Below are 19,468 nucleotides of genomic sequence, written 5' to 3'. Positions count from 1 at the left end.
GGAAGAGCACGACATGACAGAACCGATCAAGGACAGGCTCGCCAGGGCCATCTCCGAACTGGAGGAGACCAGGCAGGCCGTGGACCGGGCCGAGCGGCAACTGCGGGCCACCACGGTGACGGTCCGTTCGAAGGACCGCAGCGTGGAGGTCATCGTCGACGCCCAGGGACACCTCGCCGACGTGCGGTTCCTCAACGGCAAGTACCGCACCATGGGCGCCGCCCAGCTCTCCGCGGCCCTGATCGAGGCCGTACGCCAGGCCCAGGCCGACGTGGCGCGGATGGTGCTGGACGCCTTCCGGCCCCTGTCCGAGACCCCGGGGCTCCAGCCGCACGTCGAGGGCTCCGGCGTGGAGTGGGACGACATCTTCGGGCCCCTGCTGGAGACCGTCGACAAGGACGAGGAAGCCCGCCGGCGGGCGGGCGACGGGCTCCGCGACGAGATCACCGAGGACGGCGAGAAGGGATGACGCGATGACCTACGGATACGGAAAGGCCTTCGAGGCCGACCCCGCGCTGCTCTCGTCGTTCATCACGCAGGCGCGCGAACTCGGCAAGGACGTCCGGGGCATGGCCGGTGACTTCGTGGCCGCCACGGAGCCCACCTCCAACTGGTACGGGGTCGACGACGACTTCGCCCGCGAGGCGGGCCCGCAGTCCAGGAAGGACGTGCAGTACGTCGTCGACGCCCTCGGCGCCATCGGCGACGCCTTCGTCGGCATCGTGGAGGGCCACCTCCAGGAGCTCCACGGCATCCGCGGCGCCCAGGGGCAGGCGATGGACGACATCGCCCTGCTCAAGGGGCAGACCGGCGCCGTGGGCGACAAGGGCAGTGGAAAGCACTGACGTTGATCCGCGACAGCATCGAATTCCCCGACGAGGTCCGCTGGATCCTCTTCGTCCTGCTCGGCGAACTGCCGCTGCAGGGGTCCTCCGACATGGCGTACGAGAGCAGTGAGCCGTACGACGACTACGGGAACCGGGTGCTGGACCTGCGCGACCGCATCAACGACCTGGTCGGAAAGGTGGACGGCGCCCTGCCGCCCGAGGTGGCGGACCGCTTCAAGGAGGCGATGGCCACCCTCACCGACCGGCACGGTTCGGACACCATGTCGGACCTGTCCGCCCAGCTGCGGCAGATCTCGGACAACCGGACGAAGCACTCCAGGAACATCATGGAGTCCAAGTACGAGATCATCGCCGAGGCCCTCCTGCTCCTGGCCCATCTCGCGATCATCGCGGCGATGTCCTTCTTCACCGGCGGCCTCTCCTTCGGCCAGACCGCCCTGGCCAAGGCCCGCTCCCGGCTGGCCGTGCTCACCGTCCTGTTCCGCCTCCTCAACCAGACGCACCTCATGCCCGGCCTGAGCGAGGCGGTGCAGGAGGCCCTCACCACCTTCGCGGTGCGGCTGGCCATGATCGCCCTCAACGACGGCAAACGCCGGCCGGGCGGATTCGACGTCAAGGACATCCTCAAGTCCGCCGCGGTGGGCGCCATCGCGGGTTCCCTCGGCTCGGGCATCTCCAAGACCATCGGGAACGTCTACAAGAACCAGTTCAAGAACTTCGGCGGCAACAAGTACGCGCAGTTCGGCGGCCACGCGTTCCGCGACGGCGCCAGCGAGGGGCCCAGCGAGGGCGTCGCCGAGTTCCTCGTCAACGGACTGATGGACGGCAAGTGGAAGTTCGACCTGCTGTCCCTCGCCGGCGGCAGCGCCAGCGCCGTCAGCGAAATGGTCATCGGCGCCGGTATCGAGCGCGCCGGGAAGTCGCTGAACAACGCGTTCACCGGCTACCGGGGCCCGTCCGGCACCGCCAACCCGCTGCCCGGACCGGGTTCCGCACTCTTCCCGTCCGGGAGCCCGCGGAGCGGGGCGTCGGGGCACGCGATCACCACTACGGGCACGCCGACGCCGACGTGGACACCGCCTCCGCACACCGCCGTTCCGCACACGCCCGTCACGGGGGCGTACACCGGCACGTCGAAGGACGGGACGCGGATCCCGGACGCGGGGGGCACCACGGAGCCGTATCCGGATCCGTACCCGGACTCCGACACGGCCACGGTGTACACGATCGACAGCGACTTCGACACCGACACCGACACGTATGTCGGCAGCGGTGCCGGTGCCGATACGGACTTCGGCACCGGCACCGGCACCGGTACGGGCACCGGAACCGATGTCGGTGCCGGTACGGGCGCGGGCTCGAACGGCTACGTTCCGACCACCGGCGGGGATCCCTATCCGGGGGCGGGAGTCGGTGGTTCCTCGCCGGCCGGGCGGTTCGGCACCGCGCCCCTGCCCGGTGCAGGGACGGTGCCGACGGGAGCTCCGTCGGGCGGTGCGGGCACCGTGCCGACCGGTGGCGGCGTGACGTCAACTCCGTCCACGGCGTCCTCCCTGTCCCCCCTGTCCTCCCCGTCCTCCCCGTCCACTCCGACCGCACCTGCCGCCACCGCGCCGGTGTCCTCGCCGGGGGCTCGCGGCACGACAGGGGACACCGCGTCCGACGACGGCACCCTCCACACGGTGCCGGACCCCGCGCCCGGTGACGGACTCCCCGGCACACCCGGCCCGGCGCCGGAGGCCCCCGGTCATGCCGCCCACCCGGCGGCCGGGGGCGCCGGGGCCGGACCGCGTACGGAGTCCGGACCGCGTACGGAGTCCGGGGCGGGCAGCGGCCGGGGCGGTACGTCCGCCGGTGACCACGACCCGGCCGCGCGGAACCGGTACCGCGACCTCGGGGGTACCGGGGAGGACACCGCCGGCACCCGCGCGGACGGCAACCGTACGGAGGAGACCGGCACCGGCACCACCGTGCCGTCCGCCGCCGACGGGACCGGACCGGCGCCCGCCGTCCACCCCGCCCGTCCCGCGCACCCGGAACCCGTCCGTCCCGAGCAGTGGCGGCCCCGGCAGGCCTCCGTGCCCCCGCACGTCGTGCACGTGGACGCGGGGGCCGTGTCCGACGGCGCGCCCTCGCGGCCGGGCGGTGCGGAGCGGGGCGGTGGTCCGGCCGGCCGGACCACGGTGCAGCGCGTGCCCACCGACGACGGCAGGTGGGTGCGGGCCCTCACGCTGGAGCTCCCGGTGACAGCGGGACCCGGCGCCGGCCCCGAGACCCGCCAGGAGTTGCAGGAGCGGATGCGCGCCCTGCTGGACTCCGGCGTCAACGACGGTTCGTACCTCCCGGAGTCCGGCGACCGGCTGCACGTCGAGGTGCGCCTCGTCGACCCGCCGACGGGTACCGATGCCCGTACCGGCGGGGCCGTGGAGCTGTCCGTGACGGACACCCCTGCCGCGTCGGACCCGTTCCGCATCGGGCTGCCGCCCGACGACCCGGCCCTGGCACCCGGCGAGCGCGACCGCCGCCGCACGGAGAGCGACACGGCGGTCCTGCGGCAGATCCTGCGCCACGCCGGGATCCGTCCCGCCCCGCAGGGCGGGCCCCGGCCGGTCCTCCCGCCGGAGGCGCTCCACGCCATCGAGGCCATGACGGGGGCGGAGAAGGAGACGGAGACGGGCCCGACGGCCACCGTCACCTCCCCGACGCGCACCGTCACTTCCTCGTCCGGCCCGAGCACCACCCCGACGCCCGGCGTCACCTCCTCGTCCGGGCCGGACGTCTCCCCGGCCGGCCCGGGCTCCTCCCCGTCCGGCGTCCCGGCCGGTCCGGGCGCCCGCCCGGCCGTCGTCTCGGCGGGTCCGGACGCGACGCCCGCCTCCCCCCGGCAGGACCGGGACGGGGCGCCGGACGACATACCGGACGACGCCCCGCAGCGCGCTCCCCGTCCGGCACGCGCCCGCGGCCTCGCCGATCGCGACGACGACGTGCGGACCGCCCCCGCCGCCCCGCCCGCCGCGCCACCCGCCGGTACCCCGTCCGTGCCGACCGCCGAGAGCCCCGCCGACGCCCTGGTGCGGGTCTTCGGGCCGGGCATCACCGCAGACGCCGACCACCGGGGCCTGCTCGACGCCATGACCGTGCTGGACGCGGCCCGCGCCGGGGACCGGCGGTTCGGCGCGGGGCCGGTCGATCTGGACGGCATCGTGCGGTGGCTGTTCCACGTGACCCCCGCGACGGCCCTCGGCCACCCGGAGTACCGCAACACCCTGGCGGCGGTGGCCAGTGCCGCACGCCACGGCAGGGCCGCCACTCTCGCCGCCGTCGCCGCCCACATCTTCCACCGCTCCGGCAATCCGGCCCCGTCGACCGCCGTCACCGACGGCAACGGGCGCCCCACCGGCCGGAACTGGACCGCACAGCCGGACCTGCGCGTGCGCGTGGACCGGGTGGGGGCCGACGAGGCCGGGCAGATCACCCGAGCCCTGGCACCGTGGCCCGGTCAGGTCCACGTGGTGGTCGCCGAACGCACCGACACCGGCCTGCTGCGCCTGCGCCACGCCGGCGGCGCCGACATGGCGGTCGAGGAGGACGTGTTCACCGAGCTCGTCGTGCACGACCCCGACCGGCGCCCCGGCGACCCGGTGATCCTGCTGGTGTCGGACCCCGAGGGGCTGCGCAACGAGGCCCTCGCGCGCCGGACGGCGGACCGGGTCGGCGCCAGGGTGTGGTCCACGGACGGCCACCTGTACCTGGCCCCGGGCTCCGGCCTGTCCGGCGCGCTGCTGCCCGTCCTCGCCGCCGATCCCCAGGCGTCCACGGCCACCGGCACCTGGGTACCGAGCGACCCGGGCCTCGCGCCGGACGATCCGCGGGCGACGGTCACCGCCACCGACGGCAGCGCGTTCCCCGAGGACGACGTGTACTCGTTCGCGCTGACCACACTCGACGGGCAGCAGCTGACCGGGCGTGCCTTCCTCGACCCGCGGGAGATGGCGGAATTCGAGAGGCCCGCCCGTGAAGTGTCCGCGATGCGGCACTACGTCGACCACCAGGAAGCGTCCCCGTCCGGAGAGCCGGCCCGCAGCAGCGGTCTCCTCCCCCTGCCCCGGGCCCTGGCGGACTCCTATGTCACCATCGGCCACGGCGACCCCGGTGCCATGGCCCTTCCGCGTCGCAGCACCGGCGGCAACGCACGTGTGGACGCCGGGGAGTTCGGCCGCATGCTGGCCCGCCGCAAGAGCCTCGCCCGGCTGCCGTACGACCAGCCGGTGTGGATCCTGTGGTGCCGGCAGGCCCTGCGCGCACCCGGCACGGACCTGCTGGAGCACCCGGTGGCGGCGCAGTCGGTCGCCAACCGGACCGGCCGCGTCGTGCACGCCGTCGACGGTGCGCTGACCCTCCTGGAGGCGAGGAACGGCAACCCGCCGGCTCTGGTCAAGTTCGACGACCCGGCCGGTCCCGCCCACAGGTTCGAGGAGTTCCGTCCCGAACCGCTGAAGGTGGCGCTCGCGGTCCTCACCGAGATCGCCGGGCTCCCGCCGTCGCTGTCGAAGAAGCGCCTGACCCGGGCGCTGCGCTGGGTGCGGGCGCTGCGGGCGACGTACGGCGTGGACATCGACAGCAGCCCCTCCCGCAGGACGGAGTTCACCGAACTCCTCCAGGGCTTCGGCGCCCTGGAGATGCTGCGGGTGAACGCCCAGGGGAACAGCGACACCGGCCCGCTGACCTGGCGGACGCTCGAACACCTCGTGGGGGAGCACGCCGTACGCCGGGGCGCGGACCGGGCCCTGACCGGGGACAGCCTGCGCCACTTCCTCGACCAGGCACGGGCGGGCACGCTCACCGACCAGGACGTGAGCATCACCCCCGCCCCGCCGGTGCCGCCCGCCGCACCCGTCACGCCCGCCGCGCCGGCCGCATCCGCCGCGCCGGCCGCATCCGCCGCGCCGGCCGCATCCGCCGCGCCGGCCGCATCCGCCGCGCCGGCCGCATCCGCAGCGCCGGCCGCGTCGTCCGCGCCGTCCGCAGTGTCCCCCGGGCGGCCGCTCGGCCCGCCCCCCGGGCAGCGGGCGACACCGGACCCCGCGCCCTCCGAGGCCGAGGCCCTCGCGCAGTTCCGGTTCACCGACGACCCCGGCACCGCCGGCACCACCGGCGTCACCCGCAACTCCACCCGCCCCCGCAGCGAGTCCGGCGCCGTACGGGACGCGTGGGCCGGTCTCCTCTTCGGCCCCGCCGCCCGGCGCGACCACACGCCACGGACGCTCCGGGACACGGCGGCGTCGCTGCGCGCCCTCGCCCGGGCGCAGGCGTCCGACACGTCCGTGGCCACCGGCGGGCCCGGCGAGGTGCACGACCTGGCCCGGCGGGTCCTCGGCCTCGGCCCGGACATCACCGTGCACGCACGGCACCTGCGGCTCCTCGGGTCGCTGGCCCTCGCCGCCTCGCCCGCCGAACTGGCCGACGCCGGCGCCCTCGCCCACCGTCTCGGGCGCCGCGACGCCGCCCTGGGCCGGGAGAGCCGGCTGACGCCGGAGAACGGCACCGGGCGGAACTGGACCGGCACCGGTGACCAGGTGCCGCCGCCGACCAGTTACACGGTGGAGGACGAGGACGGCGAGCCGAGCGCGTGGCCCGCCCCGTGGTCCGCCCCCCACATGCTCCTCGCCGGCACCGACGGGGACTCGATCGTGCTGCACACGGCGCGCGGCAGGCTCGTCCTGGACGACCTCGGCGAGTTCGCCCTGCTCGTCGCGCGGGACGGGGCGCGGCCCGCCGGCGCCGACATCGTCCTCGCCTTCCCGCACCCGCGGATCGCGGCCCTGGCCGGGCACGTCGCCGACCTGACCGGCGGCAGGGTCTGGTACTCCGAGCACGACCCCCGCCTGTCCACGGACTGGCGCACCGGTGCCGACCACCTCACCCTGGGCCCCGTCGACGAGGCCGCCGGCCCGCTGTGGACCTCCGTCCGGCCGGACCGGGACGGCGAGGGTGACAGCGACGGCGAGAGCGACAGCGACGGGGACGTGTCGGACATCCTCGGCATGTACGAGGACGAGCCCGCCCCGGTCCCCGACCCCGGCTCCGACCCCGACCCCGGCTCCGACCCCGCCGACGGCACGCGCCCCCGCCGCCCCGCGCCGCTGACGACGACGCACTACGGCGTGACGGACCGGCGCGGCGCGGGCGTGCTGTTCCGCCGGCCCGGCGGGATCCGGGGCGAGTGGCGGGCCCCGCGGACGCCGGCGGACACCGGGAGCACCGGTGACACCGGTGACACCGGTGACACCGGGGACGTCCCCCGGCTCGCCCTGTCCGCGCAGCGCACTCACGAGACGCTCGTCACGGAGCGGCCCGTCCTGCGGATCTCCGCGGACCGCACCCTCGCGGTCGAGGACGGGGCGTACGGACAACAGGTCTTCGCGACGGCCGAGACCATCGCCCGCGCGTCGGTGGCGCAGGCGCGCGCCGGCCTCGCGGTGCGCCTGCGGGCCGACGAGGAGCTGAGCATCGTCCTGCCCGTCCCCGGCGGGGGCAGGCGGCGGCTGTACCGGGTGACGCCCGACTTCCCGACCCGCCCGGGCCAGTCCATGGAGGAGGCCTGCCGGGACTTCGCCGACATGCTGGCCGGGAACTTCCGCACGTCGCACCTGGTCTTCCGCCCGGCGGAGGGCGGCCCGGCGGTCACCGCCCCGGTCAACGCCTCCGACGGTGTGGAGGTCACCGGCACCCACCACCTCGCCGAGGCCCTGGGCACCGTCGCGGACGGCGGGCTGCCGCCGGACGACACCGGCCCGGTGTGGGCGGCCTCGTACGTCCGCCGCGACGACCGGCCCGCCGGGGGCGACGGCGGCGGCCCGCTGCCCGGCCGCGCCTACGGCAGCGCCCTCAGCCCCGCGAAGGCGGCCGACCCCAGACGCGACGCCCTGTCCGGCGCCGCACGCCGGATCGGCGTCAACGAGCACGCCTGGGCCGGCATCGGCGAGGGCTACCTCTTCCAGTCCGTCGCGGCACGCGGCGAACACGGCGGGCCGAGCCTGGAGATCAACTATGCCCGGCCCGAGGACCCCGTCCGGCCGCGCTTCGGCTACCACTTCGGCACCGTCGTCCTGGCCAGTGAGGACGGCAGCCACCAGATCTCCCTGGAGAACCACACGCGGGTCTCCCAGCGCGAGCACCGCCACCGCCGGGCGGTGCGGGCCAACCTGCGCATCCACGAGCTGGAGGAACTGCGGGAGAACGCGGCACGGCTGCGCCGGGAGATCGAGCGTCGGCAGAGCGCCGGCGCCGCCGCCCGGGACCTGGCCGAGCTGCACGGCCACCTGGACCTGACCCTGGCCCTGACCGGGGCGAAGCGGGCCGAGGAGGCGCTGCGGGCGGCGCCGGAGGGCTCGCCGGAGCGTGCCGCCGCCGAGCGGACGCTGGAGGGCGCCGTCCGCGCCGCCGCGCAGCGCGTCGGACAGCTCGAGGCGGTCATTCCGGGCAGCCACCAGTGGTACCTGCGGATGTACTCGCGGCGCCCGGGCGAGACGGCCCACGACACCAACGCGGAACTGTACGAGGACCGGCCCTCGGCCCAGGCGAACCTGTTCACCGCCGTGGTGCTGCGCGGACAGCAGGCACTGCCGGTGTCCGTCACCTTCGACCGGGGCGCCACGCACACGCCCGAGGGCGCGCGGTACGCCCTGCGGCACCTGGCCGAGGTGGTGGCCAGGACCGCGCTGTGGAACGCGGCGGGCGGACTGCCGCTGCCGGACGTCCGGGTCACCGGCCGCCACACCGGGCGCCTGACCGGCCGGGACACGGCACGGGCCCGGGCGGCGGCGGTCGCGGCCTCGTTCCGGCAGGAACTCGCGCGGGAGCTGGACGCGCTCCAGGACGGCACCCCGCATCCCCGTCTCACCGCCGACCTGCTCACCGTCGAGCCGGTCACGGCCCGCGAGGGGCGGTCCGCCGCACCCGACGGGGACACCGGCACGGTGGACCTCACGGTCGACGACCGGCGCGGCGGACCGCGGCGGACCGCCGTCCGGGGGCCGCGCGACGGCACCCGGCAGCCGGGCCTGAAGGGCGGCTCGCGCGACGACGGTCTCGACCCGGTGGCGCGGCAGTGGCCGATCGGCCGCCCGGTCACCCTCGTGCGGCCCCGCTTCGGCGGCGTCGCCCCCGCCTCCGTCGTCCCCCTCACCGACCTGCCCGCGCCGGGCACCCCCGCGGACGGGGCGCCCGGCCGGTGGTTCACCTATGTGCGCGCCGCGGCCTCCCGCTCGGAGCCCTTCCGGTACGACGTCGCCGACACCGGACACCTCAGGCTCCCCGGCGGGCACGAGGTGCCGCCCACGGGGTGGACGCGGTTCGGCGACGACTTCGTCCACACGGAGACGGGCACCCTGCTGCGCGGGGACAGCGGCTGGGCGGGCCGCGTCGCCAACATGGACACCCTCGCGGGCGTCATGGCGGACCTGGACCCCGACGCGGCGTCCCACCGGATCGTCGCGGACGCCTCGGCCCTGTATCTGGTGCCGGAGGACGGCACCGGCACCGCGCTGCGCATCCCGCTGCGGGAGCCCGCGACCCCCGCGCCGTCAAAGATGCCGGAACCGTCGGCCGCCACACCCGGCGGCGTCCCCGCCGACTCCGTCGGATGGCTGACGGGGCTGCCCGCCGGGGAGCGGCGGACGGCGCTGGCGGGGCTGGCGTCGGCGGAGCGGGAGCGGCTGGCGGCCGACCCGGCGGTGGTGGACGGGCTGCGCCGGACGCTGCCGGCGGGGGAGTTCGCCGAGGTGGCGGCGGAGCTGATGGTGCGGGTGCCGGCGGGCGTGGAGCGTCCGGTCTCCGCGCGCGGCGCGGTGCGGACGCAGGTGGCACGGCTGCTGCGCGACCCGGAGGTGGCGGCACGGCTGCTGAAGGGCGGCTCGCGCGTGGTGGTGGTGCCGCGGGGCGAGGCGATCACGTCGCTCGGCCCGTTCCGCGACCTGGCCGGCCGCCGCACGGCCGACGGGCGCCCGTGGGAGGGCGTGCGGGGTGTCGGCCGGCGCACCGCGGGCGTCACCGAGGAGAACCTGCTCGGTGAACGGACGACGGTGGCCACGGACCACCCCTTCCACCCGGACGGCTACTCGTCGACGGTGCACGAGGTGGCGCACACCGTCCACCAGTACGGGCTCGACGAGGCGGACAAGCGGCTGATCCGGGAGGCGTTCGCCGCGACCGGCGAAGAGGCGTGGCCGGACGGTCCGCTGTACTCGGCGGGCGGGGACGGGCGGCGCCGGGGCCCGAACTACTCGTCGCGGGACGAGTACGAGTTCTTCGCCCAGCTCACCAACGTGTACCTGCGGGCCAACGCGGGGCTCGACCCGTTCACCGGGGAGCGCCGCAACAACGCCGGCCCGCAGTGGGTGGCCCGGTTCCAGCCGACGCTGCTGCCGTTGCTGCGCAGGCTGTACGGGGCCGACCCGGACGCGGTCTTCTCGGGCGCCGTCAACCCGGTGCGGGAGACACGGGCCGAGGAGGAGATGTTCGAGGGGTTCCGGGCGCTGTGGGACCGGGCGGAGGACGCCCACCGGGCGCGGGCCCACGACCCGGCCCCCGTCCCGGCGCCCGGTCCGCGCCGGTCCGCGCCCGCACCGGCCGGCGTCCCCGCGGCACCCCCCGCCGGCGGTGTGAGCCGGGAGCGCTACCGCGAGCTGTCCGACGCCGTCGTCCGCGCGTTCGGGCCCGGCCCCGCCACCGAGGCCCGGCTGCCCCAACTGGTCGCCGCCCTCGCCGTGCTGGACGGCGCCCGCGCCGGCGACGCCCGCTTCGGGACCGGTCCGATCGACCTGGACGGCATCGTCCGCCGCGTCCTCCACCTGCCGGACACCCACGCGCTGGGCGAGTCCGACTACCTCGGCGCCCTGGTGGGGGCCGCCGGCGCCGTGCCGCAGGGGCGGGCCTCGAGCCTGGCCGCGATCGCCGCCCACGTCTTCCAGCAGTCGGGGCGGCTGTCCGCCGCGACGGTCATGGCCGGGCCCGACGGGCGTCCCGCCGGACGGAACTGGACGGGGATCGCCGACCCGCGGCTCCTGGCGGACCGGGTGGGCCTGGACCGGGACGGCAGGCTCACCGAGGTCCCGTCACCCTGGGGCCCGCGCGCCCACCTGGTCTTCGCCGTACGGGCCGACACCGGCCTGCTGATCCTCAAGGGCCCGGACGGCGGGCAACGGACGGTCGACGACGAGGAGTTCGCCGAGATCATCGCCCACGACCCCGCCCGCCGCCCGGGCGACCCGGTGGTCCTGCTGGTGGCGGACCCCGAGGGTCAGCGCGACGAGACGCTGGCCAGGACCGTGGCCGAGCGCACCGCGGGGCGCGTGTGGTCCACCGACGGCCAGGTGCGGCTGCGCCCGTCCACCCGTGTCGCCGGCCGCCGGTACCCCGTCCTCGTCGTCTCCGGCCGGGGCGACCGGCCCACGGGCACCTGGATCCCGAGCGACCCCGGACTCGTGCAGGAGGACCCGTCGGCGACGGTCACCGCCGCCGACGGGAGCGTGTTCCCCGACGGCGACGTCCAGTCCTTCGCCCTGACCACCGCGGACGGGAAGCGGCTGACCGGCCGCGCCTTCCTCACCCCGCGCGACATGGCGGACGCCGAGGAGGGGTTCCGCTCGGCGTCCGCGGTCCGCGACTACTACGACCTGCGGGCGGCCACCGGGAACACACCCTCCCGCCGGGGCGCCCCCCGCCCGCTGCCCCGGGCCTTCGCCGACTCCTACATCGCCGCCGGCCACGGGGACGGCGGCCGCATGGTCCTGCCGCGGCGCAGCACCGGGAAGGACCAGTACGTCGAGGCCCGGGAGCTGGGCCGGATGCTCGCCCGCCGCCGGAGCCTGCGGCGGATGCCGCCCGACCGGCCGGTGTGGATGCTGTGGTGCGAGACCGCCGCCCGGCCCTCCGTCCGCGCGGACCGGCTCGCACACCCGGCGCCCGCCCAGCTCATCGCCAACGAGACCCGGCGCACGGTCGTCTCCTCCGACGCCTCGCTCGGACTGGAGCTGGGCGCGGGACGCACGGACCGCCTCGTCAAGTTCGACGACCCCGACGCCCCGGCCTTCCGCATCGAGGAACTCGCCCCCGAGCCCACGGCGGACGGCCTCACCGCGCTCGCCGACCGCGCCGGGCTCGCCGGGACGGTCCCCGAGCGCGCCGAGCGCGCCCTGCGCTGGGTGCGCGCGCTACGGGCGACCCACGGCGGGACCATCGACACCGATCCCGCCCGCGCCGCCGAGTTCCATTCCCTCCTGGAGGGTCTGGGCGCCCTGGAGACACTGCGGACCGGGGCCGCCGGGAACAGCGACACCGGGCCGCTGACCTGGCGGACGCTGGAACACCTCGTGGGCGGGTGGGCCGCCCGGCAGGGCTGGGACCGGGCGCTGACCGCCGACGCCCTGGAACGCTTCCTCGACCAGGCGCGCACCGGCGGCCTCACCGACGTCGACGTCGTCGAAGCCGGTGAGGACGGTGAGCCCGCGCCCCCCGCCGCCCCGCCTGCCACCGCGTCCGCCGCCCCGTCGTCCCCCGCCGCGCCCCGCGGTGAACTGTCCGCGTACGCCCGCGCCTACGGCACCGCGCACGACGGGCACGTCGACCTCGCCTGGTTCGAGGAGACGCCCGCGCCGGTCCTCGACGGCCTGTACACACAGATCACCGAGGCGCTCGGGATACCGGAGTCCGGGGCGGGAGCGGTCCGGGCGCACCTGGAGGAGGCGCTCGGCGCCGCCGCGATCGAACTGCACCGCCCCTCGCTGCGCGGCAGCCGGGGCCACCGAATCACCGTCCACCACGACGGCCGCGAACGGACCGTGGACATCCGGCTGGCCCACCGCGACCCCGTGCTCCCGACGGAGCAGACGGGGGACCGCCGCCCGCCGGGCGACGTCGGGGTGGAGAGGTCGGCCGAAGGGTCGCAGACGTCCTCCGCGGGCGAGAACTGGGGCAACTTCCGCACCGGGGCCCTGCCCTGGACCCTGGCCGGACCGGCCGGCGGGGGAGGGCCCCTGCACCGCGGCGACGTGTCGGTCACCATGACCCTCGTCCACCACCAGCTCACCGAGAGCGTCGGGGTCGGCGAGACCTTCCGGATCACCAGCAGGCAGCAGTCCAAGGACCCGGCCCTTCCGCTGGAGCTGGACGCCCGCTGGCAGGTGCGGGTCGACACGCCCCGCGAGACCCCGGGCGGCTGGTCGCCCGCGCGGTCCCACGGCACGGTCACCACCCGGCTGCCCGCGCACCGGGTCCTGGACGACGGCGCGCGCGAGGCCCTCCCGACCCGGGCCGCGGCGCTGGACGACATCCCGCTGTGGGGCGCCGAGAGCATCGCGGAACCGGGCCGGCTGCTCGCCGGGGCGCTCACCGAACCCGCCCTCGCGGCCCTGACCGGGCTGAGCGAGGAATCCCGGCAGGCCCTGGAGGAGTTCCTCTCCGAGCAGTTCCTGCGCGGCACCCTGCAACTGCAGGCCGACGGCGGAGTGTTCTCCCCGGTGCTGACGGACGCCGACGACCACGCGGTGGGCGTGCTCCGTCTCACCGCCCGGCTCACCCCGGGCCACCCCACCCTCGTCACCCCCGCGCACGCGTTCGACCTGGAGACGCACCTGTCGCACGGCGTGAGCCTGGAGCACTCCGCCAGGTTCACCAGCGGGATCGGGGTCGAGGCCGCGGGCGGGCCGGGCCTCACCGCCGACCACAGGCCCGGCCACCCCGCCTTCACCACCTCCGTCGGCGGCCGCCTCACCGGGCGGCTGGGCGCCGGCTGGCAGGTCGACGAGGCGCACGACGTCACCGGCTCGGCCACCCTCACCCACGTCCTCACCCACCAGGGCACCCACCTGCTCACCCCCGCCGCCGTCACCTACGAACTCACGCTGTACGGCGCCGGCGGGGGCGAGGTCCGCCGGACCTTCGGGCCCTGGGAGGACGGGGCGCGCCTGACGACGCCGGACCGCAGCACCCTCGAAGGGCGGCGGCCCGGCCCCGGGGAGACACGCGAACTCCCCCCGCGGCTGGAGGGTCTGCACGCTCTCGGCACCGCCGAGACGGTGTTCGCGGCCGAGGGCGCCGGCCGGCTGCTGGAGCGCGCCGAACAGTGGCTGCGCCAGGAGGGGTTCCTGCCGCCCGCCGAGCACCACGACACCACCCTGCCGATGCGGCTGGACGAGCCGCTGCGCCAGGCACGCCTGACCAACCTGCGCAGGCTGCGGCAGCTGCGCGGCCGGCTCGGCCTCGCCGCCGCCATGACCGGCGCCGTCGACGGCGGGCACTCCCTGTGGTTCGAACTGCCCCGCACACTGGCCGGCACCCGCCGGGTCCGACTGCGCCTGGGCGTCGTACGCGACATCTCCCGGCCCACCGCGCACACGCGCCGGCTGCCCGACGTCGGCCGGCACGGGATCAGCAGGTACGAGGCGTCCTCGGCACGGCGGCGGGGGACCGCGTTCACCGGCACGGCCGGCGGCGGCGGTGCCTTCGGCATCCCGCTCGGCGACGGCGAAGGCATCCTCGAGGCGGGCGGCGACCACACCGGCACCCGGCAGACCGGGGCCGCCGTGTCGACGGGCGCCGCGACCGGCTTCGAGCAGTCCGCCGAGGCACCCGGCGGCAGCGACGTCTTCACCGTCCCCGTGACGTTCTCCCTGGACCTGTACGAGGGGGCGGGGGACGCCCCCCTCGTCCGGTTCGGCGACGGCCCCGGCACGGCCGACGGGACCCTCTCGCTGCTCGTCCCGCACCACCGCACCCGGCCGCCGGGCACGAACACGACCGTCCCCGGGCCCCGCCCCGGCCACGTCATCACCGTGCTCGGCCCGGACGGCCCGGACGGACACCCCCTGGCGGACCCGGTCCCGGTTCCGCTGCCCGAGGGCGCGGTGGTCGACACCTTCCGCGGCACCGCCGCGCTGATGGAGGCGCTCCGCCGGATCGCCGCCGGCACCCCGGCCCCCTCCCCGGCGCCGGGGGCCCGCCGGGAGCCGGGCCTCCGCCGGGAGCCGGGCATCGCGCCGTCCGACGCCTTCGCGTCCTCCGGCGCGCTGGAGCGGCAGGCCCGGCACGGGAGCGACACCGCCGGCTGGGCACGGCACGTCAACCGGGCCGCGGCATTCGCCTCCCGGCTGCTGCCCCCGCCCCTCGCCCGGGCCGCCCGGCTCCCGTACATCTGGGGGAGTGCCGCCCGCGAGCGCGTGTCGGCCGCCGTCGCCGGTGCCCCCAGGAACGACGCGGGGACCCTGGCCGCCGAGGCGCAGTACACCGGCATCCGGCCCGCCCAGCTCATCTCCCGGGCGGCGCAGATCCTCGGCGGCCGGTACGTGGTGGAGGGGCTGACACTGCCCGGCATGGCCGCCGACCAGGTCATGCTGGTGGAGATCGAGGGCCGGCTGCACCACCCCCGCCACCTGGGCGTGCACACCCTGAAGTCCGGGCACGGCACCGTCGCGGCGGACACGGCGGGCCGGCAGCGCACCACCGGCCGCGCACGCCGGACGAACGTCACCCTCGCGGGCCTGCAACGAGGCGCCAAGGAGCGCCCCGCGGGGCTCGAGCACCAGTTCAACCCGGCCTTCCGGCACGGCTACGCGCGCCGGACCGAGGACGAGAGCTCCCTCGGCTCGGGCACCAGGGTGTCCCGCTCCCTGACCCAGGAGGGCACGCACCACCTCGTCGGCGCCGATGTGACGCTGACGGTGACGGTGCGGCGGGGCACGCGCAACGTCCTCGGCAACACCTTCGGCCTGGGCGAGCACGCCCCCGTCACGGTGACCGTCCACCTCCCGGGGGCCGTCACCTTCCTCGCCCCCGAGGCGGCACTCCTGCGGCACCCGCAGTGGTCCGCGCACCTCCCCGGCCCGCCCCCCGCCGAACTCCCGCCTCCCGACGTCCCGCTCCCCGACCGGTTCGCCCGCACCCGGGAACTCGGGCTCGGCACCGTCCTGTCGGTCACCCAGCTCGACGACCCGCACACCCGCGTGGAACGCCGCGACCGGCTGCGCCGGGAACTCACCGACCTCGTCGAGAACGAGGCCCCGGGCGTCACCCGGCCCGGCCACGCCTCCTACCTGCTCGGCGTGGCCACCGAGATCGCCCGCCACACCGAGCCCAACGCCCTGCGCGCCCTGCCCGGACGGGGCCGGCGGGGGGTCCGGTTCCAGTTCCTCCACCACGCCTACGGCGGTGCGCGCCTGGTCGAGGTCTCCCTCGCCGCGGAACCCGCCCTGCAGACCCCGGGCCTGCGCGCCCTGCGCGGACGCGCCGCGGGCGCCGGCGGTCTGGCCGTGACGCAGGCCCACACCCCGGACAGCCGCGGCGACGCGCGGACCGTCGGCCGCACCCACCAGGTCGCCGTCACCCCCCTGTCGCGCCACTCCCGGCCCGGCGGCCCCCCGCGCACCGACCGGACGGGTCCCTCCGCCACCCTGACCGCCGCCGACACCCGCGTCCGGCGCACCGAGATCTCGGACGAGAACCGCGTCACCACGCAGACGGACAACGGCGCCGACTTCGACGGGGTCGACTACACCGTCACCGCGTCGGTCCGCTCCGAACTGGTCACCCAGTGGCCGGCCGGCATCCCCGGCGGGCTCCTCCAGGCCGGGATCCTCTCCGCCGCCCACCTGGACGGCGACACGGCGGCCCGGCTGGGCACCTGGGTCCGGCGGCTGCTCACCGGCCGCCCGCGCAACACCGTCACCGTCCCCGTGGCGGTCTCCCTGCGGTTCGCGGCCGCGGAGTCCGTGCCGCCCGCCGAGCACCGCGGCCCGCTGCGGCCCGCACTGCTCGACAGCGACCCCCGGCGGACGGAGCCGTTCGCCTCCGGCCCCCCGCTCGTGCCCTCGGGCGCCGCGCCGGTCCTGGACTTCAACGGCTTCCCCGAACTCGCCCGGGCGCTCGAACAGGTCGCCCCCGCCCTGTCCGCGGCCTGGGGGCTGCCCGCGAACGCGTCCTCCGAGGCGGCCGCCACCCGCCTCGGCGAGCTCGTCCAGGCCGGGCGGATCACCCTCGCCGCGCCCGGCGCCGCCACCGGCCTGTCCCCCCGCATGCCGGGGAGCTGGCCCCTGGCGTCCCCCGGCGAGGCCCCCGTCCTCACGGTCACACTGCACAGTCCGAGACCCGTCACCGGCGCCGACGACATCACGGTGGACCGGGCCACGAAGCAGACCCGCAGCAGTGTGTCCGGCTCCTCGGCGGCCGGCTCCCTCACCCTGACCGGCCGCACCCTGCACGACCTGCGCCACGGCAGCCGCCACCTGGTGGGCGTCGACGTCCCGCTGGTCGCCCAGCAGCCGCACGCCTCCTCCGTGGGCGCCACGGCCGCGGGCGCCGGCCACCACGGCCTCCGCGCCGAGGACACCCCCGGCGGGCCCGGCCTCCGCAGCCACGAGACCCTCGTCGACCTCGTGGCGACCGTGGAGGGACCCGCCGGGGTGCGGCACGTCACCGGGACCGCGACCGTCCGGCTGCCGGAACAGGACCTGCTCGGCTTCGGCCTGACCCCCGCCCGGCCCGACGCCGGGATCTACGACCTGCCCGCCGTGCTCGCCGACCAGGACGCCGAGGACCTCCGCGACTGGACGCGGCACCCCCTCACCGACCTCCCCCGGGTGCTGGCCGGCGCCGTCGACGAGCGGGACTCCGCCGCCCGGCTGTGGCTCGCACTCGGCGCCGACCCGCAAGGACACCTCCTCGCCCGGGCGCTGCACGTGGCCTCCCGCACCGCGGCCCTGGCGGGCAAACCGGTGGAACTGGTGCTGCGCACCCCCACCGGCGTCCGGCACTGGCCGTTCGCCCCGGACGGCACCCTCGCCGACACCACGGGGGCCACCCGCGAGCAGTGGGCCGCGCTGCACGGCGCCGTCCGCGCCTGGACCGAGGCGGCCGACGCCGAACACCGCGCGGTCGCCGAGGAACAGGACCTCACCGCCCACCTGGCCGCCGCGACCACCGCCCTGCACGGCTCGCAGCGCGCCCTGGAGGCGGCGGAAGCCGCCCACCGGGAGGCCCGCGCCGCCCTGGAACGGGCCACCGGCCCGGGTCCGGTCCCGCGCGAGGACGCGCGTCCGGAACCGGCCGAGCCCGGCGCCGGCCGGGACGCGGCGGCCCGGGCCCGCGACGCGGAGGCCCGCGCGGCCCGCACCGCCGACCGCCGCAGGCGCTTCCGCGACGACGACCGGACCCGGTTGGAGGAGATCGAGCGGGCCCTGCGCGACCTGCGCGCGGACCGGCGGAGCCGGACCCGGGCACAGCGGGAGGCGCTGCGGGCCCTGCCCGGCCTGGCCGCCGCGCTCGACACCACACGCCGCGTGGAAGGCACCGGGGCGAGCGCTTCCTTCCTCGGCCCCCTGGCCTCCGCCCCCGCCCGCTGGCCCGCCCCCGCCGTCCGCCCCGGTGATCCGGCGCGCCCGCACCCGGCCGCCCCGCGCGCCTCGGGCACGACGACGCCCACGTCCCCCGCCACCTCGGCGGCCGGGCCGACGACGGGGCCGTCCGCTGGGCCGTCGACCACGTCTCCCGCCACCCCGCCCGCCGACCCGTTCGCCGTACCCCCCGCCGCGCCGACGACGGCCGCGCCCTCCGCCCTCTCGACGGCCCCGCCCCCCGCCGTACCCCCCGCCGCCGCCACCCGCGAGGCGCTGCTGCGCACGGTGCGGCGGGTGGCCGCGCGCACGGCCGCACGGGAAACGGACGGGGGCCGGTCGGTGGAGCGCTGCCTGCAGTCGCTGACCGCCCTGCGCGACGAGCTGTACCCCGGCGGGATGCGCGCCGCCGTCGCCCTCGACGACCTCGCGGCCGGCCCCCGCACGACCGGACCGCGCACCTCGCTCGCACAGGGGCCGGGCTGGCGGAGCGTACGGGACTGGGACACCGTCGTACGGGCCGTCGCGGCGGCCGGCCCCGGCGCCTCGGCCCTGGTCCTCGCCCGGCGCCAGGGCGGCCTGCTGGGCCACGCCTTCGCGGCCGTCCACGTCGGCGATCCCGGCAGCGTCCTCTGGGTGGACGTGTCGGCGGGCGCCGGCCGGGCCCTGTCCGCGCTCGCCCCGCCGGTGGCGCCCGCCGACGCCCGCGCGGTGCTTGTCGACCCCACCGGCAAGGTCGTCGAGGACGGACTGCCCGCCTTCACCGCCTCCGCCTCCACCGCCCACGCCGTCCTCGACCGCCCGGTCACCGACCGCTACGGCGCCCTCGGCATCGAGGCGGAGCACCAGCGGGTCTTCGTCGTCCTGGGGCTGGACGACGGCGGTCACCACGGCAAGAAGGCCCTGGCCCACGGCAACGGTCTGAAGATCGTCACGGAGTACATGCACTTCTACCGGACCGGGGACCGCCTCACCCTCGCCCGGCCCGAGACGGCCCCCGGACAGCCCGAGCCCCTCCGGGTCCGGGCCCTGATCGGTGAGTTCGTCACGGACCCCGCGGCGGTCCTGCCCGGGGAGCGCGGCCTGACGCCGGGGGAGGCGCTGCGCCGCCTCGAACGCCTGCGGCGGGCGATGGAGACCACGGACCGCGAGAGGACCCCCCTGCCGCTGTCCGCGCTGCTGCCGCAGGGCGACGGCTGGCACGCCACCGACCTCGGTCTGCGCGCCCAGGTCCTG

Annotated in this window: 3 protein-coding genes (1 of these 3 cut by a window edge); all 3 read left to right on the top strand. The window is 77.0% G+C overall.

Going from position 1 to position 19,468, the window contains the following annotated elements; translation table 11 throughout:
* The first annotated feature begins 13 nt into the window (after window positions 1–13).
* Tightly spaced (at most 4 nt apart), the 3 genes in view from QFZ64_RS01570 to QFZ64_RS01560 form a layout consistent with a single transcriptional unit that may run on beyond the window.
* Window positions 14–469: a YbaB/EbfC family nucleoid-associated protein gene (locus QFZ64_RS01570; RefSeq protein WP_307061469.1), complete on the top strand. Its 456-nt coding sequence runs from the start codon at window positions 14–16 to the stop codon at window positions 467–469.
* Between the two features lie 4 nt (window positions 470–473).
* Entirely contained in the window at window positions 474–845 is a 372-nt protein-coding gene (locus QFZ64_RS01565) for a hypothetical protein (protein WP_307061467.1), read from the top strand.
* A gap of 2 nt (window positions 846–847) precedes the next feature.
* Window positions 848–19,468: the 5' portion of a lonely Cys domain-containing protein gene (locus QFZ64_RS01560; RefSeq protein WP_307061465.1), read on the top strand. It continues 17,169 nt past the right edge of the window; only the first 18,621 of its 35,790 coding nucleotides appear in the window; its start codon is at window positions 848–850; the stop codon falls past the right edge of the window.

Origin of the sequence: Streptomyces sp. B3I8 (assembly GCF_030816915.1) — a bacterium.
Classification (GTDB): domain Bacteria; phylum Actinomycetota; class Actinomycetes; order Streptomycetales; family Streptomycetaceae; genus Streptomyces.
This window is presented reverse-complemented; position numbering and strand designations above follow the sequence as displayed.